Source organism: Azotobacter vinelandii CA, assembly GCF_000380335.1.
Classification (GTDB): Bacteria; Pseudomonadota; Gammaproteobacteria; order Pseudomonadales; family Pseudomonadaceae; genus Azotobacter; species Azotobacter vinelandii.
In genome coordinates, this window is record NC_021149.1 from 25,681 (window position 1) to 44,935 (window position 19,255).

A 19,255-nucleotide genomic window follows, 5' to 3' on the forward strand; every position below is an offset into this window, starting at 1 on the left:
TCATGGACCGCTACGCCGTGTTCGGCAATCCCATCGGCCACAGCAAGTCGCCGCAGATCCACCGCCTGTTCGCCGGGCAGACCGGCCAGGCGCTCGGCTACGAGCCCCTGCTCGCGCCACTGGATGGCTTCGCCGGGGCGGCCCGCGCCTTCTTCGTCGACGGCAGGGGCGCCAACGTCACGGTGCCCTTCAAGGAGGACGCCTTCCGCCTGGCCGACGAACTCACTCCCCGCGCCCGGCGCGCCGGCGCGGTGAATACCCTGATGAAGCGCGAGGACGGTACGCTGCTCGGCGACAACACCGACGGCGCCGGGCTGGTGCGCGACCTCAGGCAGGCCGGCCTGGATCTGGCGGGATTGCGCATCCTGCTGCTCGGCGCCGGCGGCGCGGTGCGCGGGGTGCTCGAACCGCTGCTGGCGGAGCGCCCGGCGGCGCTGGTGATCGCCAATCGCAGCGAAGACAAGGCCAGGCAACTGGTCGACGAGTTCGCCGAACTCGGCCCGCTGAGCGCCTGCGGCTTCGCCGCGCTGCAGGGACCGTTCGACCTGATCGTCAACGGCACCTCGGCGAGCCTGGCCGGCGAACTGCCGCCGCTGCCCACCGGGCTGATCCAGCCGGGCCGCGGTTTCTGCTACGACATGATGTACGGCCGCGAGGCCACGCCCTTCTGCCACTGGGCCCAGCAGCAGGGCACGGCGCGAACCCGCGACGGGCTGGGCATGCTGGTCGAGCAGGCCGCCGAATCCTTCCAGTTGTGGCGCGGCGTCCGGCCGGACACCGCGAGCGTGCTGGCCGAACTGCGCCGGCAACTGTAGTTGGTCGCGGTACGGGCGGTATCGCACATCGCGGAGGGGAAAACTCATCGAGCCGGGCTGGATCCTCGCTCTGCCCGTCGGCATATCGGTTCAAAAGGAGCAGCACATGGCGTTGGCCCCCATTCCCTGTCGTTTTTATATCTCCCTCGGCGCTATGGGACTTCTCATCTCCCTGTTCATCATGGTGCCCGCATCCATGCGAGGAGGCTTCTGGTCCACCAGTTTCCTGGTGGCGATGACGATAGTCTGGGGGCTTCATCTCCTGATCCTGGGCGTTTCTTTCCGGCGGAACATTGCCGTCCGGGATGGACGGCTCGTCGTTAAAAGCACTTTCTATAGCATCGAGGTTCCAGCGAGCCAGATCACGGACGTCCGGCGGGTGCCCGACGAGCGGCGCGTCGCGCTCCAATACCGTTCGAATGGCGTGGGAATGCCCGGTTTGTGGTCCGGCTGGTTCAGGGGGGACGGTGAAAAGTATTTCGTGGATGTCGTCAAATCCCCGAATGTGGCGCTCGATACCTCGTCGGGAACGACGATCGTGCTGGAAGTGCGGGACCCCGCCGCTTTTCGGGATGCCCTGGGCGGATCGATCCCGGATTCGACCCATGAAGCTCGCCCGGATCGGAAAAACTGAGTCTCGCCGTTCGTCCTGGCACGTCGATCGGGGCGAGTCGCGGCGAGCGTCCGTCCACGGGCAGTGAAATCCGCACCCTCGCCGTTTGCGCCTTGTCCGCGCCCGCCAGTTCCCGGCGCTCAGCGGTCCCGGCCGCGGGCGAACAGCATGCCGAGCAGCGCGACGGCGCCCACGCCCACCGCCAGGCTGCTCCAGGGATGGGTACGGACGCAGTCGTAGGCGCACTCGCTGATCTTCCGGCAGTGCCGGGCCAGGTCGTGGCCGGTGTCGTGACAATGGTGGCGGGAATGCCGCAACAGCCCCTCGGCGCGATCCCGGAGCCGCTCGTAGTTGTTCCGGGTATCGCGCGAAGCGCTGCTTTTGAGGTGCTCCAGGGCATGGAGCAGATCGTGGATCTCCTTCTCGAGGCGTTCCTCGGCCAGGGACGTGCGGGGGGTCTTGAACAGCGACATGGGTAGCTCCAGTCCGGTGGTCATGGATGCGCCGCGGCAGGCTCCGGCATACCGCGGCGTCGAGCAAGCATAGTCCAGTGCGCCGGGCGTCTCGACCGCGGGCCCGTTTCACCTTACGCGATTGTAATCACCCGTCCGCGCCGGATATGGCAGTTTCCTTTCCGGAACGCCGCCTCGTGCGGCTCGTGTTTCCGACCGACTGGACATGAACGGCATGCATTGCAAAACCTCGCGGCGGACCTTCGTCAAGGGGCTCGCCGCCGGCGGCGTCCTCGCCGGCTTCGGCCTCTGGCGCCCGCCGGTCTGGGCACTGGGCGGCCCGGCCCGGCCCGCGCTGCTTTCCGGCAGCGAATTCGATCTTTCCATCGGCGAAGCCCCGGTGAACATCACCGGCAAGCCGCGCATCGCCACCGTCATCAACGGCTCCCTGCCCGGCCCCACCCTGCGCTGGCGCGAGGGCGACAGCGTCACCCTGCGGGTGCGCAACCGCCTGGACGAGGACACCTCCCTCCACTGGCACGGTATCCTCCTGCCAGCCAACATGGACGGCGTGCCGGGCCTGAGCTTCGACGGCATCGCGCCGGGCGGTCTGTACCAATACCGCTTCAAGGTGAAGCAGAACGGCACCTACTGGTACCACAGCCATTCCGGATTCCAGGAGCAGACCGGCGTCTACGGCGCGCTGGTCATCGATCCGCGCGAACCCGAGCCCTTCCGCTACGAGCGTGACTACGTGGTGATGCTCAGCGACTGGACCGACGAGAATCCGGCGCGGGTGCTGAAGAAGCTCGAGAAACAGTCGGGCTACTACAACTTCCACAAGCGCACCCTCGGCGACTTCATCGGCGATGTCGGCGAGCACGGCTGGGCGGCGACCGTCGCCGAGCGCAGGGCCTGGGCGGCGATGAACATGACGCCCACCGACCTGGCCGACGTCAGCGGCCACACCTACACCTACCTGCTCAACGGCCGCTCGCCCGCCGGCAACTGGACCGGCCTGTTCCGTCCCGGCGAGCGGGTCCGCCTGCGGCTGATCAACGCCGCGGCGATGACCTACTTCGACGTGCGCATCCCCGGCCTGAAGATGACCGTGGTCGCCGCCGACGGCCAGTACGTCGAACCGGTGAGCGTCGACGAGCTGCGCATCGCCGTGGCCGAGACCTACGACGTGATCGTCGAGCCGCGCGATGCCGAGGCCTACACCCTGTTCGCCCAGTCCCTCGATCGTACCGGCTACGCCCGCGGCACCCTGGCGCTGCGCGAGGGGCTGGAGGCGCCGGTGCCCGAGCCCGATCCGCGTCCGATCCTGAGCATGGCCGACATGGGTCATGGCGGCATGGAGCATGCGGCGCACGGCGGCCGGCCGGCCGGCGCGGACCACGCCGGGCACGGGAGCACGGCGCATGCCGGCCACGACGGGGCGGACATGGATCACGGTGGCACGAGCCATGGCGAAATGGCCGGCATGCACCCTATGGAGATGAATCACGACGACATGGCCGGCATGGCCCACGGCGCCATGGAGCATGCCGGCACGGAGCGCGCCGCTCCGGGCATGCAGGCGCATCCGGCCTCGGAAACTGGCAACCCGCTGGTCGACATGCAGACCATGACGCCCACCGCCAAGCTCGGCGACCCCGGAATCGGTCTGCGCGACAACGGTCGCCGGGTACTGACCTATGCCGATCTGCGCAGCGCCTTTGCCGATCCGGACGGCCGCGAGCCGGGCCGTACCCTCGAACTGCACCTGACCGGGCACATGGAGCGGTTTTCCTGGTCGTTCGACGGCATTCCCTTCGCCGATGCCGAGCCGCTGCGCCTGAAGTACGGCGAGCGGCTGCGCATCGTGCTGGTCAACGACACCATGATGACCCACCCCATCCACCTGCACGGCATGTGGAGCGACCTGGAGGACGAGCAGGGCAATTTCCTGGTGCGCAAGCACACCCTCGACATGCCGCCCGGATCGCGGCGCAGCTACCGCGTCACCGCCGATGCCCTGGGCCGCTGGGCCTACCACTGCCACCTGATGTTCCACATGGAGACGGGCATGTTCCGTGAAGTGCGGGTGGAGGAATGATGGCCGCGCCGCTATGCCTGCTGCCGAGGCGCGCGTCGCGCGCCATCGCTCTCGCCGCCGTGCTGGCCGCCTCCCAGGGCGCGCCGGCCGCCGACGGACACGCCGGCCACGGCCGCTACCCGGCGGCGGACGAACCCATGGAACATGACGCCATGGATCACGGCGACATGCGCCATGCTCATGACCATGGCGAAGCGGAACGGGATCGCGGCGCGCACGAGGGCATGGCGCATTCCCCGGCTACGGCCGGCCAGGCCCTGCCACCGAACATCCCGGTCCTCACCGACGCCGACCGCGCCGCCGCCTTCCCCACGCTGAACGTCCATGCGCCCCACGGCCGTTCTGTCAACAGCCTGCTGCTGTTCGACAAGCTCGAATACCAGGACGCCGACGACGGCAGCGCCCTGGTCTGGGACGCCACCGGCTGGATCGGCGGCGATATCGACCGGTTGTGGCTGCGCTCGGAAGGCGAGCGCGGCAACGGGCATACCGAACGGGCCGAGTTCCAGGCGCTCTGGGGGCACGCCATCGGCCCCTGGTGGGAACTGGTCGGCGGCCTGCGCCAGGACTTCAAGCCCGGCTCGGCGCAGACCTGGGCCGCCGTCGGCATCCAGGGCATGCCCTTCTACGGCCTGGAGACGGAAATCACCGCCTACTACGGCGAGGGGCGCCAGACCTCCCTGCGGCTGGAGGCCGACTACGACATCCTGCTGACCAATCGGCTGATTCTCCAGCCGACGGTGGAAGCCGATCTCTACGGGCGCAACGACCGCGAGCGCGGGGCCGGTTCCGGGCTGGGCGAGATCGAGGCCGGCCTGCGCCTGCGCTACGAGTTCACCCGCCAGTTCGCGCCCTACATCGGCGTCACCTGGGGACGCCTGTACGGCAACAGCGAGGACCTGGCCCGCGAGGCGGGCGAGGACGAGGAGGAGGCTCGCTTCGTCGCCGGTATCCGCCTCTGGTTCTGAAACCGGAGCCTGTTCACGATCTCGCCGGCCGGCGCCGGGCAAGGCGAAATCGATTGCGACGCCGCATGGCCGATGCGCGCGGATCGCGAACGGGTTCTAAGCCTCGCCGCCGCGCTGCTTTTCCAGCCGGTTGATCAGCCAGGACACGACATTGAGGATCAGCAGGCCCAGCAGGGTGCCGAGCACCGCCGTGGCCTGGTGGCCGAGGCCGACCGCCACGCCGATGGCGGTGGTGAGCCAGATGCCGGCCGAGGTGGTCAGGCCCTTCACCTGCGACAGGTCGCGGCTCTTCAGGATGGTGCCGGCGCAGAGAAAGCCCACGCCGGCCACGATGCCCTGGATCACCCGGCTCAGGGCGTCGTCCCGGGCGCCCTCCTGCTCCGGGACCAGCACGAACAGCGCGGCGCCCAGGGCCACCAGCATGTGCGTGCGCACACCGGCGGCATGGCCGTGGTGCTCGCGCTCGAAGCCCAGCAGGCCGCCGAGCACGGCCGCCAGCAACAGGCGCAGGCCGACCCGGATGGTCCGTTCCGGTTCGGAAAGGTCGGAAAACTCCTGGGTCAGGATCATCACGAACAGCTCCCATGCAGTCACGCTCTCCCTCCGGCAGATCAGGATGTCCGGAAAACGCTCTCAGTAAAGCAGGCCTCGCATGACGCAGATCGGACAGTGGGAACCATCGCCGCGGTACGGAGAGTCCAAATTCCGTGTTCGTTCAGCATGGAGGAATGCCCCATGACCCGGAAACACCACTTCCTCGTCAGCTACATTCTCAACGACCAGCCGCAGTCGACCGAGGTCGAGTCGGAGGCGGAAACCCTTTCCATCGACCAGGCGCGTTTTCACATCGCCGCCCTGCATACCGCGGAGAAGCCGGCGGACATCACCGACGTACAGGTGACCAGGATCCTCCATCCCAAGGCGCCGGGCAGCACGCCGGGGCATTATCAGCAGCCGTGAGCGGCTGGCCGGCGCCAGGCGGGGCCGGCCATTCGCCCGGGATGAAAGGCATGCGAGGGGCCTACCCGCCGGCGGCGGCGCAGGCCGCTCGGATCAGGCGGCGCGTTCCCCGCTCAGTTGCCTCCTGAGTTCCTTCCTGCGGGTCTCCATCTGCGCGCCCAGTTCCTCGAGGCGCTCCTCGCCCAGCAGTTCGCCGGCCTTGGGCAGCATTTCCTGTTCTTCCTCTTCGATATGGTGCCCGACCATATCCTTCAGCACCTTCGCCCGGCCGGCGAATTCCACGCTGGACGGTTCGGTCTTCTCCAGGTCCGGCAGGATCAGCGCCTCCACCGCCCGGTGTTCCTCGGTCGCCTCGTGAAACAGGATGTCGCCTTCCTTGCCGCTCGCCGCCTTGAAGGCGGGATAGAAGATCTCCTCCTCGAGCCGGGTATGGATCGTCAATTCCTCGTGCAGGTGGCGCATCAGTTCCCCGCGCGTCTTGACGCCTCGCTCGGTGGTTTTGCCCAGGCGCTCGAAGACTTGCTTGAGCGTCTCGTGATCGTGCTTCAGCAGTTCGATAGCGTTCATCGTCGTCCTCCTCGGAGTGGTGCCGCCTCTTAAGGTGACTCCTCGCCCGGTCGATGGGTTCGATGTTCGTGCGCCACCGTTCGTCCTTGTGGCGTTCGGCCCATGGCGAGGGAATGTTCCTGGCCCGATGGCAGTCCATACCGGTACGGGCATCGGCGTCTCGGTCGTTCCGGCACTGGGCAACAGGCGGGAGAGCAGCGATGAAGACAGCAGTGGAACGGGAGGGGCGAAATGGCCCCGGTACCGTAGTGATCTACAGCAACCGTGGCCGCGAGGCCCTGCACGAGCGGGCCGTGCACCTCGACCTGGGGCACCGGCTGGCGCGCCTGCAGGGGCTGGACTTCGGCGGCGAATACGACCCGGATACCCGCTATCCGGGAGGCTTGTACTTCGTGCCCACCGGCACGGTGATCGGTCGGCGCAACGCCGGCCGCCTGGGCATGCGCAGCGCTGCGGACCTCTTCGGCGGAGTGGTGCCGCGGCCCTTCATGGCGACCAAGGCGATCACCCACGGGCTGCTGCGCAGCGGCGCCCAGGCCCCGCCCGGCTGGTCGCCCGGCTTCGTCCGGCGAGTGGCGGACGCGGTGCTGCGCGGTTTCACCGCGTTCAACCGGAAAGAAGCCGGCGAGGCGGGTCGCCGGCTGCTGGCCGAGGGGCCGCTGCGGATCAAACCGGTACTGGCGACCGGCGGTCGCGGACAGCGCCTGGTCGCCGATCCGGCCGAACTGGAGCGGCAACTGGCGGCGCTGGACGAAACCGAGCTGAGCCGTTTCGGCCTGGTGCTGGAAGAGCATCTGGAACAGGTATCGACCTACAGCGTCGGCCAGGTGCAGGTCGGCGATCTGTTGGCGACCTACTGCGGGACCCAGCGGCTGACCCGCGACAACCGGGGCGAGGAGGTCTATGGCGGCTCGGACCTGCTGGTGGTGGCCGGCGATTTCGCGGAACTGCTCGCCCTCGAACTGGACGACCCGCTGCGTCTGGCCGTGCAACAGGCGCGGATCTACGATGCCGCCGCCCTGCGCAGCTTCGCCGGCTTCTTCGCCTCGCGGCGCAACTACGACATCGCCCGTGGCCTGGACAGCCGGGGACGCACCCGCTCCGGGGTGCTCGAGCAATCCTGGCGCATCGGCGGCGCCAGCAGCGCGGAAATCGCCGCGCTGGAAGCCTTCCGCGCCGGCGCGCGGAGCGTGCGGACCTCCTCCCTGGAGCTGTTCGGCGAAGACAAGGTCGCGCCCGCCGGGGCCTGCGTACTGTTCCGCGGCGAGGACCCGGAACTCGGCTATCTGACCAAATGCGTGGTGACGACGGACAATGGCAACCCGTAGCGAAAGCATCGAATTGCCGGTGGAGGACGAACGGCTCGCCGGCACCTTGCTCACCCCGGACACCCAGATGCCGGGCCTGCTGTTCGTGCACGGCTGGGGCGGCAGCCAGGAGCGCGACCTCAAGCGCGCGCGCGGCATCGCCGGCCTCGGCTGCGTCTGCCTGACCTTCGACATGCGCGGTCACGGCGACACCCTGGCGCGGCAGGAGGGCGTCACCCGGGAAGACAACCTGCGCGATCTGGTCGCCGCCTACGACCTGCTGGCCCGGCATCCGGCCATCGACCGCGATGCCATCGCGGTGGTCGGCAGCAGCTACGGCGGCTACCTGGCGGCGCTCCTCACCTCCCTGCGCCCGGTGAAATGGCTCGGCCTGCGCGTGCCGGCGCTGTACCGGGATACCGAATGGAACCGCCCCAAGCGCGACCTGGACCGCCAGGATCTGCAACTGTACCGGCACTCGCCGCTGACGGCCGCCGACAACCGTGCGCTGGCGGCCTGCGCGGCATTTCGCGGCGACGTGCTGATCGTCGAGTCGGAGCACGACCAACTGATCCCGCACACCACGATCATGAACTACCGCAGTGCCTTCGTCCGCGCCCATTCGCTGACCCACCGGATCATCGACGGCGCCGACCACGCCCTCAGCGAGGACATCTGCCAGCAGGCCTATACCTCGATCCTGGTGCGCTGGGTGACCGAGATGGTGATCAAGTCCAGGGTCGGCAGCATCTGACGACGGCCGGACCCGGGATCAAGGCCGATGGCGGATGTCCGGCTGCGCCGCCGCCGGAGCCGAGCGGCGAAGATCCGATGCCGCGGGGCGCATCACTTGGCCTGGGCGGCACCGGCCGGTTTCTGCGGCGCGTCGATGTCGAAATCGCCCATCCAGATCGGCGAATTGGTGCGCGTGTCGACGATCTGGAACGCATAGCGCTGCACGCTGGGCTGTTCCTTCGTGGGAGCGAGCACGGTGACCGTGCATTCCAGGCGGTAAGCCGCCCCTCCCTGCCCGCCGGAACGGCGGCCGCTGCCACTACCACTGCCACTTTTGCTGCTGCTGCTACTACTTTTGCTGCTCGAATCGCTCAGGCTGCTCGACGTACTGGCCTCGCGCTTGTCGACATAGGTTATGTCCCCGGCACGGGACTTCCGGAGTTCGCTCAGCAGGCGCAGGGCGAAAGCGCTCTTGTTGAGCGTGGCTCCCTCCTGCACGTCGATGTATTGCTGGTCCACCAGAATCTGGTTCTGCGTGGTTCCCGGCCTGCTCAGACGGGGCGAATTGGGAATATCGTCGCTCATGCGCGCGGCGATGGCGGCGACATCCTGGTCCAGGAAGCCGTTTTCCAGGAATGCCAGATGTTCGGGGGATGGCCCATCGCCGCTGGATGTGGAGGCGACGGCGGCGCCGGAGCCGGAGGATGCGGTGGCGATGGCGGCATCGAGTTCGGCCTGGCGATCCCCACCGGAACCGTTATGGGACGAGCAGGCCGTCAGCAGGATTGCCGACACGCAGGTGCAGGCCAGAAGCTGGGTTTTGTTCACTGAATGATCTCCTGAACGGCAGGAGCCGACGTCGAAACCCTGTCCGGAACCGGGTCCGGCGGGATCGTCTTGCGATGGGCGCGGGATGACGCTGTAGCGCTCCGCGCAGGTTCGCCAGACGGGATTCGAGCCAGTCCATGCCGGTGTTCCATTGGGAAGGATGGGTCCGCGATCGCGCCTTGGCGCGGCAGGACATACCCGGCGGACAGGGACGCCAGTGGCGTGCCCGCAGGGCCGGAATCTTAAAATAAAAATTCCTATCAAATACGTATATTTATCATCTTTACCATTGGGCTTCGAAGAACGCTACGGCCCGCTGGCCGTTCCCGATGGCTTCGCGCACTCCGCCGGCGTGGTCTTCCCGGACGGCGGGAGGGGCGCCAGCGCCGTTCGATCCCGCATGCAACGCCCGTCCGGCAGCCGCTACCGCGACCATGTCCCCCCGCCGTTCTCGCAGTCGAAACGGGTCTGCTTCGGGTCCTGTACCCGGTAGTAGTAGGTGACGATCCGCGCATCCTCCGGCAGCGGGTCCGGCCAGGAGCCGTGGCCGTACTGGCCGCCGGCTTCCTCGTTGGCCAGGGCTTCCTGGGTCAGGGCCGCGGTGCATTTGCCGAGATGGCCGCTCGGGCAGTTCGCGCGCTTTTCCTTGTGCACGCCGGCCACGGGGCTCTTGTCCGTACTGCAGGACCAGTCGAGCGAGCCGGCCGGCATGCCGCGGTGCTCGAAGCAGGATTCCATGACATCGGCCGCGGTTCCGGCCACCGCCAACTGTTCTGTGACATGACAGGCCTCGGCGAACAGCGGCGGGCTGGACAGGCCGGCGAAGAGAAAAAAACCGATGCGGAGTAGGCGCTTCATGGGAGGCTCCTGGCTGCGTGGGATCTCGGCGCGAATGCAGCCCTGTTCGCGTGGGACTGGCGTTTTCCGGCCAGAGTTCGTCCCGAAAGGACCGGCGGCGCCCGCACGGCTCCGTTCCAGAGCGATGCGGGAGAATTGATTTGCCCTCCCCCCGGCCTTAACGTGAACGAGGGAGCGCCCGGTATGTTCTTGCCGGATTCGAACCGGATGTGCGTTACCCAGCCTTTTTAGCCTTGAGGAAGTCAAAACATGAAGAAGATGCTGATTCCGTTGCTCGCCTGCGGCGCTGCGCTGGTCCTGCAGTCCGCCCTGGCCGAGACCGGCGAGGAGTTGTACAAGACCAAGGGCTGCACGGTTTGTCATGCCATCGACAGCAAGCTGGTCGGCCCCTCCTTCAAGGAGGTTACCGCCAAGTACGCCGGCCAGGCCGGTATCGCCGACACGCTCGCCGCCAAGATCAAGGCTGGCGGTTCGGGCAACTGGGGGCAGATCCCGATGCCGCCGAACCCGGTCTCCGAGGCGGAAGCCAAGACCCTCGCCGAGTGGGTCCTGACCCACAAGTAAGCCTTCCGGGACGCCGGGCGGGCCGGCGTCCCTTCCCCCTTGCCTTGCCGCCCCGCGCCGGTCTCGGTAGGCGAGAGTTTTTCACGGCCTCTCAGCCCAGCGGCGCATCCTCGCTGCCGATTTCCCGCTGTCCGGCCACGACGACTCGGTTGCGGCCGTTCCGCTTGGCCCGGTACAGCGCTTCGTCGGCCAGCTTGAGCACCGCCGGCACCGAACTGGCGCTACCCGGCCAGTGGGCGACGCCGGTGGAGATGGTGACGAAGGAGCCGGTGGGCGTCTGTGTGTGGCTGATCAGGCCGCGCAGCCGTTCGGCGACCTGCGTGGCCGCTTCCAGGCCGGTTTCCGGCAGCAGCAGGACGAACTCCTCGCCGCCGCTCCGGCAGACCAGGTCGCTGCTGCGCGAGACGCTGTCCATCAGATGGCTCACGTGCTGCAGCACCTGGTCGCCCACGTCGTGGCCATGGTTATCGTTGACCTGCTTGAAATGGTCGATGTCCAGGACGATCACGGCGAACGGCTGCTGCTGCTCCTGCCAACGCTCCAGGGCGAACTGCTGGCCGCGCCGGTTGACCAGCCCGGTCAAGGGGGCGGTGATGTTTTCCTGGTTGAGCCGGCCGAGCTTGCCGTGCAGCAGCGCCAGGCCGCCCAGCATGGCGAGCTTGAGCTGTTCGGCCTCGAAGTACCAGGAGTGCACCCGGCGGATCTGTTCCTGGGCGGTGGAGAACTCCCAGTGCCGGGCGGTGATGGCCAACTGCCGCAGCGGGCGTGCGATCAGCTTCGACAGCCACCAGATGGCCACCAGCAGCGGAACGAAGAAGAGCAGCGCATCGAACAGGATCTCCAGCATCAGGCCGTCCAGCGCGGCCAGCGTGGCCGCGCTGGGGCGCTGGGCGACCACGCCCCAGCCGGTGCTGGCGACCGGGGCATAGCCGGCGAGCATGTCGGTCCGCTGCGAGTCGAGCAGTTGCCGGCTGCCCTCCTCGCCGCGCAGCACGGCCTCGACCGCCGGATTGCCGGTGACGACCTCGCCGATCCGGGACGGGTCCTGGTGGTGGAGCAGGTGCCGGTTGGCGTCCACCACGTACAGTTGCGAACCATCCTGGTAGTAGTGGTTGCCGAGCAGCGCCTGCAGGCTGCCGTCGTGTTTCCCCAGGTGGATGGCACCGCCGACATAGCCCAGGTAGCGGCCGTCCCGGGCGAAGACCGGTTGCGAGAGGAAGACCAGCAAATACCCGCGGACACCGGCATAGGGGGCGCTGATCCTCGGTTGGCGCGCGCTCAGGGCCGCCAGCATCTCCCGGGTCTTCAGCACGCCGCCGACCAGCCCCAGACTGTTCGGCGCGGTGGCCAGCACCCGGCCATCGGTGCGTACGATGAAGACGCCGTTGAAGGTGCCGGTCTGTCCCTTCAGGCGTGTGACTTCGGCGTCGAGCCGTTCCGGCCGGTCGAACAGCTCCGGCAGCAGGGCGGCGCTGTAGGCGAGCTGCTGCTGAGCCGCCTTGAGGAAATTGTCGGTGCTGTGGGCCAGCTTGGCGGCATAGGCGCGGTTGGCCTCCAGCGTCTGGGCGATCAGTTGGCGGTGCAGGGTCCGGTAGCTGGCGTGGAAGCTGTTGAGGAGGGTCAGCAGGGTGGCGGCGATCGTCAGCAGCAGGATCAGTCGGCGCAGATCGAGGCGATACATAGGGTCTCTGGGTAAAGTGACCACTGGCGGATTCCCTTGTCGAGTGCCAGTGGCGGACGGGTGCCTACCCTCGATCCGTGAGAATGCGCGGGACGCCGCCCGTCGCACCGCGGGGTCCGCTCATGGAGGCGCCGGACGGCCGGAACGGCGCCCCTGCCCGCAGAGGACGCCGTTTGCTACCGGGCGAATTATGATGGCAAAAAGTCCCGGTGGAAAAGCCTCCCGGGTCGCGCCGCGCGCCAGTGGTCGGAAATCCGGCCCCGCCGGTGTCGCCCTATTGCATGCGTACCACCAGGCGCGCCACGTGAGCGCCCTGGAAGCTGGCCAGGATCAGTTCCTTCTCGCTCGGCCGGCGCGAGCCGTCCGCCCCGGCGATGGTCGCCGCGCCGTAGGGTGAGCCGCCGCGCGGTTCGCTGACGTCGGAGAGTTCGGGCAGCACATAGGGCAGGCCGACGATCACCATGCCGTGATGCGCCAGGGTGTGCCAGAACGAGGTGATGGTGGTTTCCGAACCGCCGCCGGTGCCGGTGCTGGTGAACACGCTGGCGAACTTGCCGACCAGGGCGCCGCTGACCCACAGGCCGCCGGTCTGGTCGAGGAAATTGCGCATCTGCCCGGCCATGTTGCCGAAGCGGGTCGGCGTACCGAACAGGATGGCGTCGTAGTCGGCCAGTTCCTTCGGCTCGGCCGGCGGAGCCGCCTGATCCAGTTTGGCGCCGGCCTTGCGCGCCACTTCCTCGGGCATGGTCTCGGGCACCCGCTTGAGGGTCACCTCCACGCCCGGCACGCTGCGCGCGCCTTCGGCCACCGCTTCGGCCATGCGCTCGATGTGGCCGTACATGGAATAGTAGAGAACGAGGATCTTCTTCATGGAGTGGTCTCCCTGGTTGCCGTTCGGATCAGACAGGTATAGCAGCGCCCGGACAGCGCTGCGCTTGAGTCGCTATGATGCACGGCCATGTTTTGCAGGAGATCGAGATGCTCAACGGCCTCTGGCTGGGTTTTTTCCTGACCGCCGCGCTGACCGCCTTCGGCCGCTGGTTGCTGGACGGCGAGCCCGCGGTGTTCGCCGCCATGGTCGACAGCCTGTTCGCCATGGCCAAGCTGGCGGTGGAGGTGATGATCCTGCTGTTCGGCACCCTCACGCTCTGGCTGGGCTTTCTGCGCATCGCCGAGCAAGCCGGGCTGGTGGAGCTTCTGGCGCGGCTGCTCGGCCCGCTGTTCGGCCGGCTGATGCCGGAGGTGCCGCCCGGGCACCCGGCGCTGGGGCTGATCACCCTCAACTTCGCCGCCAACGGCCTGGGCCTGGACAACGCCGCCACGCCGATCGGCCTCAAGGCGATGAAGGCGCTGCAGGAGATCAATCCGAGCAGCACCACGGCGAGCAATGCGCAGATCCTGTTTCTGGTGCTCAACGCCTCTTCGCTGACCCTGCTGCCGGTGTCGATCTTCATGTACCGCGCCCAGCAGGGCGCCGACGACCCGACCCTGGTGTTCCTGCCGATCCTGCTGGCGACCAGCGCTTCGAGCCTGGCCGGCCTGCTCGCCGTGGCCTGCATGCAGCGGCTGCGGCTGTGGGACCCCGTGGTGCTCGCCTACCTGCTGCCCGGCGCGCTGCTGCTCGGCGGCTTCATGGCGCTGCTCGCCGGGCTCTCGGCGACGGCGCTGGCGGCGCTGTCCTCGCTGCTCGGCAACCTGGTGCTGTTCAGCCTGATCCTGCTGTTCCTGGCGCTGGGCGCGCTGCGCAAGGTGGCGGTCTACGAGCACTTCGTCGAGGGCGCCAAGGAGGGTTTCGAGGTGGCGAAGAACCTGTTGCCCTATCTGGTCGCCATGCTTTGCGCGGTGGGCGTGCTACGCGCTTCCGGGGCGCTCGACTACGTGCTGGAAGGCCTGCGCTGGCTGGCCGGGACGGCCGGCTGGGACGCGCGCTTCATCGACGCCCTGCCCACCGCGCTGGTCAAGCCTTTCTCCGGCAGCGCGGCGCGCGCCATGCTGATCGAGACCATGCAGACCCACGGGGTGGACAGCTTCCCCGCGCTGGTCGCCGCCACCGTGCAGGGCAGCACCGAGACCACCTTCTACGTGCTCGCCGTGTACTTCGGCGCGGTCGGCATCCAGCGTGCCCGTCACGCGGTCGGCTGTGCCCTGCTGGCGGACTTCTGCGGCGTGCTGGCATCGATCGGGGTGTGCTACTGGTTCTTCGGCTGAGGCGACGCGGCGCGCCTCAGCTCGCCAGCCAGACATCCTTGGCCCAGTGCCATACCGAGTCCCAGCTCTCGTCGCTCAGTTCGCCGCTGTCGCTGCTCCACAGCAGCACCTGGCCTTCGATATCCACCGCGTAATAATCGTCGCCGACCTGGCACAGCGGCACCAGGTCGCGCGGCATGCCCTGGTCCCAGGCGACCGCGGCGACTTCCGGCAGGTAGGTGTGCGACTGGGGATCGCTCACGGTCACCGGCTCCAGGCTGCCATAGATCACGTCGCTGACCTTGAGCAGGAATTCGCGCAGCTCGAAGGGCAGGTTGATCAGAAGCTGCTCTTCGATTTCCACCAGCAGGTCTTCGTCGGGCAGTTCCAGGGGTACCGGCACGGGCTCGTTCAGCTCGCGCAATTGCTCGATCACGTCTTCCACGGTTCGTTCGTCCTCAGGCAATGATGATGCGTGCTTTATACCCCGGCGCCCGGACCAGCAGAATCGCGCCGGTGTTGCGGGTCCTGTATGGATAGTCCGGCTCCGGCCATTCTGCCCCTGGCCACTCGTCCCCTCGGCGGAAACCTGCCCCGGAACCGCCAAGTCCACCGAAGGGCCGTGGTTTTTCGCAGCCGTTCCGGTCCGTCACCATGCGAGGGAGAACGAACATGAATGCTTCCATGTACGAATCCTGTATCCAGGCCTGCAGCGACTGCGCCTGGAGCTGCGAAACCTGCGCGGCCTCCTGTCTGCGCGAGGACGATGTGCAGGCGATGGCGCGCTGCATTTCCCTGGACATGGACTGCGCCGACTTCTGCAGGATGGCTGCCACTCTGATGGCGCGGGGCAGCGACCATGCCCCGGCGTTCTGCCGGCAGTGCGCGCAGGTTTGCCGCGCCTGCGCCGAGGAGTGCGCCCGGCATGAGGCCGGACACTGCCGGCGCTGCGCCCAGGCCTGCCGGGCATGCGCCGAGGAATGCGAGCGGATGGCCGCCTGAGGCGGGAATGGAGCCTGCCCGTGCGGCGGGCGGCAAGGCGGCCGGCAGCAGGCGCGCCGACCGTCGCAGGGGCTGGTGTCAATATAACGACACACGAAAAATGACCAGGATCTGTCACTTGTCAAGTGGTGCGCGCCTGTGTCGCAGTGCGCAGTGCCTGGAAGCGTCCCGCCTGGCCGACGACGATCTGGACTCCCCCCTGACGCTCCGCGATACTGCCAGCATTGCGCGTCATGCCCGTATCCCACGACAGACATCGGGTGCTGGTTGCCTTCGAGAGATTGCACCCGGTCAAAACGTCCCGACCGCCATGGCTGAACATATCCGTGAATGGCGGCTTCCTCGGCCGGCGTCCCGCCGCAGCGGGCGGACGGAGAGGCGAATATCGTTCCGATCGTAACACCCAGCGCGGCACATCCAGATGTCGAACAGAGCAGGATCTTCTATGCCCGGTATCTCCCCGGAACAACAGGCCGCAGAATGGAAACTATTGCTAGGGCAATTTCCCGCCCCGGTCGTCGCCCAGATCAGGGAGTTGGCCACTACCCACCAGTCCGAACTGCCCGGGTATTTCTATGAGCAGATGCTGCAGGACGAACAGGCCATGCTCTTCCTCACCCACGAGCAGGTGAAGAGCCGTCTGCACGGCACCCTGCGGCAATGGATCGTCTCGGTATTCTCCATGAGCGACGACGATGCCGCGCTGCAGGCGCTGATCGCCCAGCAGAAGCAGATCGGCGAGATCCATGCGCGCATCAAGATCCCCATCCATCTGGTGCTGCGCGGCGCCCGGCATCTGCGCGAGCGGCTGTTCGTCCTGCTCCGCCAGCGTCCCCTCGATCCCGAACACAAGCTCTTCGGCCAGCGCCTGATCAGCGAAACCGTCGACCTGGCCATGGAAATCATGAGCCGGGCCTTCTCCGACGCCTACGACCGCAACTCGCGCAGCGAGGAGGGATACCGGCTGTTCTCGGTGGCGCAGAACATCGGCATCGAACAGGAGCGCCAGCGTTCCGCCCTGCTCGACTGGGAAAACCACCTGATGTTCGACCTGGCGGTCGGCCAACTCGCCACGCAGTTGCCCAGGCTGTCCAACTCCGAGTTCGGCCTGTGGTTCCGCCACAAGGGAGCCCATGCCTTCCAGGGTTCGCGGGAAACCGAACTGATCCTGGAGGGCATGCGGCAGATCGACGAGGTGCTGCTGCCGCTGTTCGGGCAGCCGGCGGCCGGGGCGGACGCGGACCAGCGCCTGCAGAACCTGCGCCTGCTGCGCGAGCAGACCAAGGGCATCATCTTCCACCTGGACAACCTGTTCGAGCAGGCCAATGTCCTGGAGAGCGGCCGCGATGTGCTGACGCACATGCTCAACCGCAAGTTCCTGCCGGTGATCCTGGCCAAGGAAGTGGCCTATGCGCGGCAGAACGAGCGCTCCTTCGCCGTGCTGGCCGTGGACATCGACCGCTTCAAGCACATCAACGACGAATTCGGCCACGAGGCCGGCGACGTGGTCCTGCAGCAGCTCGCCTCCCTGCTCAGCAACCATTGCCGCGGCGGCGACTACGTGTTCCGCATGGGCGGCGAGGAGTTTCTCGTGCTGCTGGTCGACGTCACCCAGGCGCATGCGCTCGGGGTGGCCGAGAAGCTGCGCCAGCAGGCTGCGCAGGAGCGCTTCCGCCTGCCGGGCGAGCAGGACCTGCAACTGACCGTGAGCATCGGCGTGGCCCTGCACGACGGCCATCCGGATTATCAGCACCTGCTGCGCCAGGCCGACCGGGCGCTGTACGAGGCCAAGCACGGCGGACGCAACCAGGTGGTGCTGGCCCGGAAGCTGGATGGCTGAAAAGAAAAACCCGGGCGGACCCGGGTTTTTCGTCGCAGGGATGTGGATCAGCCGTTCTGGCGGATGCCCGCGATCAGCCAGGGCTGGTTCTCGCCCTGACGGCGCTCCATGCGCCAACTCTCGCTGAAGGTCTCGCCCTGCTCGAAGCGGGAGCTCTTCGACACGCCGCTGAAGGTCAGGGTGGCGACGGTCTTGTCGGCCAGATCGTCCACGCCGTCCAGTTGCACCTGCAGGTTGTCGATGTAGGTGGACTGGAAACCGTCGCCCAGCTCGGCGCGTTCCTTGCGAATGAACTCGAGCATCTGCGGGGTGACGAATTCGGCGATCTTGTCCAGCTCGTTGGCGTCCCAGTGCTGTTGCAGGGCCGTGAAATGCTGGCGCGCGGCCTCCAGGAAGCGTTGCTCGTTGAACCAGGCCGGCGCCTGGATCGGTGCGCGCCGCTGGGCGGCGCCCGTTGCGGCCGGACGCGGCTGGGCCGGCGTTTCCCGCTGCATCGGCGCGTGGCCGGCCACGGCCGGATGCAGCTTGCGCCGGCGGGCGACGATCAGGCGGTACACCAGGAAGGCGATCAGCGCGAGGATCAGGATGTCGAGCAACTGGATGCCATCGAAGCCGTCGCCCATGAACATCGAGGCGAGCAGGCCGCCGGCGGCGATGCCGGCCAGCGGACCGAGCCAGCGCGAGGCGCCGCTGGCCGGACGGGCGGGCGCCGGCGCGGCCGCGTTCGGCGCCGTGGCGGTGCTGCCGGCCGGCTGTTGCGGCTGGGCCTGGCGCATCTGGCTGCTCTGGTGGCTCGGTGCGCTGCCGGATGACTTGCCGCCGCCGAAACGCTTGGCGTTGGCGTCGAGGCTGAGGGTCATGGCCACACAACAGGCCATGAAAATACTGAGAAAACGACGCATGTGGGAATTCCCGTAGTTGAAGTCACGCAATTCATCTTGCCCAGCGGTGCCGGGGCCTGTCATTCATTATTTCCCAACCGGGAGCCGATCGCGGCCGGACACCGGGTTCGCGCCCAGGAAAAATGTTTCGAGCTTTTGCACCGGGGACCGGCTCAAGGCCGCAGCAGGCAGGCCAGCGGCAGGCTGTGCAGGCGCCGACGCAGGTAGACGCGCAGCGCCGCTTCGTCCTCCCGGCGATGGCGCAGCCAGTGGGCGAAGGTGCACAGATAGACGGCGCTGAGCGCGCATTCCTCGCCGATGCGCGCAAGCCAGGCGTCGCTCCGTCCGGCCGCCTCGCGCCACCACTGCACCGTGCGGCTGATGCGCATCAGCCCCTGCGCCTGCAGGTGGATATGGCCGGGTTCGAGCTTGTAGCACAGCATCTCCCCGGTCAGGGCCCGGTGCGGGGCCAGCGCGGCGAACCAGGCCACCAGCAGTTCCTCCAACCGGCCGGCGGGCGTCATCGCCGCCAAGTCGGCGTCCCGGGCCCGGGCGAGCAGGGCGGCGTCGGCCCGGTCGAACCAAGCCTCCACCAGGGCATCCTTGTCCCGGTAGTGGCGGGCGATCTCGTCCAGCCCGATATCCAGCGTGGCGGCCACGTCGAACAGGCGCAGACGTTCCCAGCCGCTGCGCTCGGCGATCTGCAGGGCGGTATCGAGAATCTGCGCGGCACTCGTCATGAACTCACCTCCGTCTTCCAGTATGGCCGCTTCCGCAACGGCCGGCGGTGGCGGCGACCGGTGGCGGAGCGCGCTTGGGCAGAGCCGCAGGCATGCCTTGCGGCTCGCACGGTCCAGTGTTCCGGTCCGTACATTCGGATACCGATGATGTTCGTT

At 67.7% G+C, this 19,255-nt stretch carries 21 protein-coding genes; 11 read left to right on the top strand and 10 right to left on the bottom strand.

What is annotated here, in order from left to right; translation table 11 throughout:
• Positions 1–2 precede the first annotated feature (2 nt).
• Both aroE and AVCA_RS00130 read left to right on the top strand, forming a co-directional pair.
• Positions 3–815 carry a shikimate dehydrogenase gene (gene aroE, locus AVCA_RS00125; RefSeq protein ID WP_012698719.1) on the top strand — a complete coding sequence of 271 codons (813 nt, stop codon included), beginning with the start codon at positions 3–5 and terminating at the stop codon, positions 813–815.
• 106 nt (positions 816–921) lie between these two features.
• Entirely contained in the window at positions 922–1,449 is a 528-nt protein-coding gene (locus AVCA_RS00130) for a PH domain-containing protein (RefSeq protein WP_041806847.1), read from the top strand.
• Positions 1,450–1,568: 119 nt separating this feature from the next.
• Here the strand turns inward: AVCA_RS00130 and AVCA_RS00135 are convergent, their stop codons facing one another.
• Positions 1,569–1,901, bottom strand: coding sequence for an ElaB/YgaM/YqjD family protein (locus tag AVCA_RS00135; RefSeq protein WP_012698720.1), 333 nt, complete (start codon positions 1,899–1,901; stop codon positions 1,569–1,571).
• A gap of 214 nt (positions 1,902–2,115) precedes the next feature.
• On the opposite strand from AVCA_RS00135, the gene AVCA_RS00140 reads away from it, so the two are divergent.
• Together AVCA_RS00140 and AVCA_RS00145 are read left to right on the top strand one after the other, a co-directional pair.
• The gene (locus AVCA_RS00140) at positions 2,116–3,981 is read left to right on the top strand and encodes a copper resistance system multicopper oxidase (protein WP_012698721.1); all 1,866 of its coding nucleotides are present in this window, start codon (positions 2,116–2,118) and stop codon (positions 3,979–3,981) included.
• On the top strand, positions 3,978–4,949 hold the full coding sequence (locus AVCA_RS00145; RefSeq protein WP_012698722.1) for a copper resistance protein B: 972 nt from the start codon (positions 3,978–3,980) through the stop codon (positions 4,947–4,949). The genes AVCA_RS00140 and AVCA_RS00145 overlap by 4 nt, the downstream gene beginning before the upstream one ends.
• 96 nt (positions 4,950–5,045) lie before the next feature.
• On the opposite strand, the gene AVCA_RS00150 is transcribed toward AVCA_RS00145, so the two are convergent.
• On the bottom strand, positions 5,046–5,543 hold the full coding sequence (locus tag AVCA_RS00150) for an MgtC/SapB family protein (RefSeq protein WP_236616322.1): 498 nt from the start codon (positions 5,541–5,543) through the stop codon (positions 5,046–5,048).
• A gap of 141 nt (positions 5,544–5,684) precedes the next feature.
• Here AVCA_RS00150 and AVCA_RS00155 point away from each other — a divergent pair, with 141 nt between their 5' ends.
• Positions 5,685–5,909: a hypothetical protein gene (locus AVCA_RS00155; protein ID WP_012698724.1), complete on the top strand. Its 225-nt coding sequence runs from the start codon at positions 5,685–5,687 to the stop codon at positions 5,907–5,909.
• 93 nt (positions 5,910–6,002) lie between these two features.
• On the opposite strand, the gene AVCA_RS00160 is transcribed toward AVCA_RS00155, so the two are convergent.
• A complete protein-coding gene (locus tag AVCA_RS00160; protein ID WP_012698725.1) occupies positions 6,003–6,476 on the bottom strand; it encodes a hemerythrin domain-containing protein in 474 nt (157 codons plus the stop codon).
• 200 nt (positions 6,477–6,676) lie between these two features.
• Here AVCA_RS00160 and AVCA_RS00165 point away from each other — a divergent pair, with 200 nt between their 5' ends.
• A complete protein-coding gene (locus tag AVCA_RS00165) occupies positions 6,677–7,804 on the top strand; it encodes a DUF3182 family protein (RefSeq protein ID WP_236616323.1) in 1,128 nt (375 codons plus the stop codon).
• Positions 7,791–8,537, top strand: coding sequence for an alpha/beta hydrolase family protein (locus tag AVCA_RS00170; RefSeq protein WP_012698728.1), 747 nt, complete (start codon positions 7,791–7,793; stop codon positions 8,535–8,537). The genes AVCA_RS00165 and AVCA_RS00170 overlap by 14 nt, the downstream gene beginning before the upstream one ends.
• Positions 8,538–8,629: 92 nt before the next feature.
• Here AVCA_RS00170 and AVCA_RS00175 read toward each other — a convergent pair whose 3' ends face one another.
• Both AVCA_RS00175 and AVCA_RS00180 read right to left on the bottom strand, forming a co-directional pair.
• The gene (locus tag AVCA_RS00175) at positions 8,630–9,346 is read right to left on the bottom strand and encodes a hypothetical protein (RefSeq protein ID WP_012698729.1); all 717 of its coding nucleotides are present in this window, start codon (positions 9,344–9,346) and stop codon (positions 8,630–8,632) included.
• A 423-nt stretch (positions 9,347–9,769) separates the two neighbouring features.
• A complete protein-coding gene (locus tag AVCA_RS00180; RefSeq protein ID WP_012698730.1) occupies positions 9,770–10,204 on the bottom strand; it encodes a hypothetical protein in 435 nt (144 codons plus the stop codon).
• Between the two features lie 249 nt (positions 10,205–10,453).
• Between AVCA_RS00180 and AVCA_RS00185 the strand changes: the two genes are divergently transcribed.
• On the top strand, positions 10,454–10,768 hold the full coding sequence (locus AVCA_RS00185) for a c-type cytochrome (protein WP_012698731.1): 315 nt from the start codon (positions 10,454–10,456) through the stop codon (positions 10,766–10,768).
• Between the two features lie 91 nt (positions 10,769–10,859).
• Here AVCA_RS00185 and AVCA_RS00190 read toward each other — a convergent pair whose 3' ends face one another.
• On the bottom strand, positions 10,860–12,449 hold the full coding sequence (locus AVCA_RS00190; protein ID WP_012698732.1) for a sensor domain-containing diguanylate cyclase: 1,590 nt from the start codon (positions 12,447–12,449) through the stop codon (positions 10,860–10,862).
• A 274-nt stretch (positions 12,450–12,723) separates the two neighbouring features.
• Entirely contained in the window at positions 12,724–13,320 is a 597-nt protein-coding gene (wrbA, locus tag AVCA_RS00195) for an NAD(P)H:quinone oxidoreductase (protein ID WP_012698733.1), read from the bottom strand.
• 107 nt (positions 13,321–13,427) lie between these two features.
• Between wrbA and AVCA_RS00200 the strand changes: the two genes are divergently transcribed.
• Positions 13,428–14,657, top strand: a complete 1,230-nt coding sequence (locus AVCA_RS00200; RefSeq protein ID WP_012698734.1) for a nucleoside recognition domain-containing protein — start codon at positions 13,428–13,430, stop codon at positions 14,655–14,657.
• Positions 14,658–14,673: 16 nt separating this feature from the next.
• On the opposite strand, the gene AVCA_RS00205 is transcribed toward AVCA_RS00200, so the two are convergent.
• On the bottom strand, positions 14,674–15,081 hold the full coding sequence (locus tag AVCA_RS00205) for an SMI1/KNR4 family protein (protein WP_012698735.1): 408 nt from the start codon (positions 15,079–15,081) through the stop codon (positions 14,674–14,676).
• Positions 15,082–15,308: 227 nt separating this feature from the next.
• Between AVCA_RS00205 and AVCA_RS00210 the strand changes: the two genes are divergently transcribed.
• Both AVCA_RS00210 and AVCA_RS00215 read left to right on the top strand, forming a co-directional pair.
• Positions 15,309–15,638 (top strand): four-helix bundle copper-binding protein, encoded by a 330-nt coding sequence (locus AVCA_RS00210; RefSeq protein ID WP_012698736.1) that lies wholly within the window; start codon positions 15,309–15,311, stop codon positions 15,636–15,638.
• A 445-nt stretch (positions 15,639–16,083) separates the two neighbouring features.
• On the top strand, positions 16,084–17,478 hold the full coding sequence (locus AVCA_RS00215; RefSeq protein ID WP_012698737.1) for a diguanylate cyclase: 1,395 nt from the start codon (positions 16,084–16,086) through the stop codon (positions 17,476–17,478).
• Positions 17,479–17,525: 47 nt separating this feature from the next.
• Here AVCA_RS00215 and AVCA_RS00220 read toward each other — a convergent pair whose 3' ends face one another.
• Positions 17,526–18,380: a Tim44 domain-containing protein gene (locus AVCA_RS00220; RefSeq protein WP_012698738.1), complete on the bottom strand. Its 855-nt coding sequence runs from the start codon at positions 18,378–18,380 to the stop codon at positions 17,526–17,528.
• 152 nt (positions 18,381–18,532) lie between these two features.
• Positions 18,533–19,099, bottom strand: a complete 567-nt coding sequence (locus AVCA_RS00225; protein ID WP_012698739.1) for a hypothetical protein — start codon at positions 19,097–19,099, stop codon at positions 18,533–18,535.
• Between the last annotated feature and the right edge of the window lie 156 nt (positions 19,100–19,255).

Bases quoted from the DNA above. Each gene is read 5' to 3' on its own strand.
- AVCA_RS00145 (WP_012698722.1), top strand. From the start codon at position 3,978: ATGATGGCCGCGCCGCTATGCCTGCTGCCGAGGCGCGCGTCGCGCGCC.
- AVCA_RS00140 (WP_012698721.1), top strand. From the start codon at position 2,116: ATGCATTGCAAAACCTCGCGGCGGACCTTCGTCAAGGGGCTCGCCGCC.
- AVCA_RS00200 (WP_012698734.1), top strand. From the start codon at position 13,428: ATGCTCAACGGCCTCTGGCTGGGTTTTTTCCTGACCGCCGCGCTGACC.
- AVCA_RS00165 (WP_236616323.1), top strand. From the start codon at position 6,677: ATGAAGACAGCAGTGGAACGGGAGGGGCGAAATGGCCCCGGTACCGTA.
- AVCA_RS00155 (WP_012698724.1), top strand. From the start codon at position 5,685: ATGACCCGGAAACACCACTTCCTCGTCAGCTACATTCTCAACGACCAG.
- aroE (WP_012698719.1), top strand. From the start codon at position 3: ATGGACCGCTACGCCGTGTTCGGCAATCCCATCGGCCACAGCAAGTCG.
- AVCA_RS00225 (WP_012698739.1), bottom strand. From the start codon at position 19,099: ATGACGAGTGCCGCGCAGATTCTCGATACCGCCCTGCAGATCGCCGAG.
- AVCA_RS00215 (WP_012698737.1), top strand. From the start codon at position 16,084: ATGCCCGGTATCTCCCCGGAACAACAGGCCGCAGAATGGAAACTATTG.
- wrbA (WP_012698733.1), bottom strand. From the start codon at position 13,320: ATGAAGAAGATCCTCGTTCTCTACTATTCCATGTACGGCCACATCGAG.
- AVCA_RS00180 (WP_012698730.1), bottom strand. From the start codon at position 10,204: ATGAAGCGCCTACTCCGCATCGGTTTTTTTCTCTTCGCCGGCCTGTCC.
- AVCA_RS00160 (WP_012698725.1), bottom strand. From the start codon at position 6,476: ATGAACGCTATCGAACTGCTGAAGCACGATCACGAGACGCTCAAGCAA.
- AVCA_RS00135 (WP_012698720.1), bottom strand. From the start codon at position 1,901: ATGTCGCTGTTCAAGACCCCCCGCACGTCCCTGGCCGAGGAACGCCTC.
- AVCA_RS00130 (WP_041806847.1), top strand. From the start codon at position 922: ATGGCGTTGGCCCCCATTCCCTGTCGTTTTTATATCTCCCTCGGCGCT.
- AVCA_RS00170 (WP_012698728.1), top strand. From the start codon at position 7,791: ATGGCAACCCGTAGCGAAAGCATCGAATTGCCGGTGGAGGACGAACGG.
- AVCA_RS00185 (WP_012698731.1), top strand. From the start codon at position 10,454: ATGAAGAAGATGCTGATTCCGTTGCTCGCCTGCGGCGCTGCGCTGGTC.
- AVCA_RS00190 (WP_012698732.1), bottom strand. From the start codon at position 12,449: ATGTATCGCCTCGATCTGCGCCGACTGATCCTGCTGCTGACGATCGCC.
- AVCA_RS00210 (WP_012698736.1), top strand. From the start codon at position 15,309: ATGAATGCTTCCATGTACGAATCCTGTATCCAGGCCTGCAGCGACTGC.
- AVCA_RS00220 (WP_012698738.1), bottom strand. From the start codon at position 18,380: ATGCGTCGTTTTCTCAGTATTTTCATGGCCTGTTGTGTGGCCATGACC.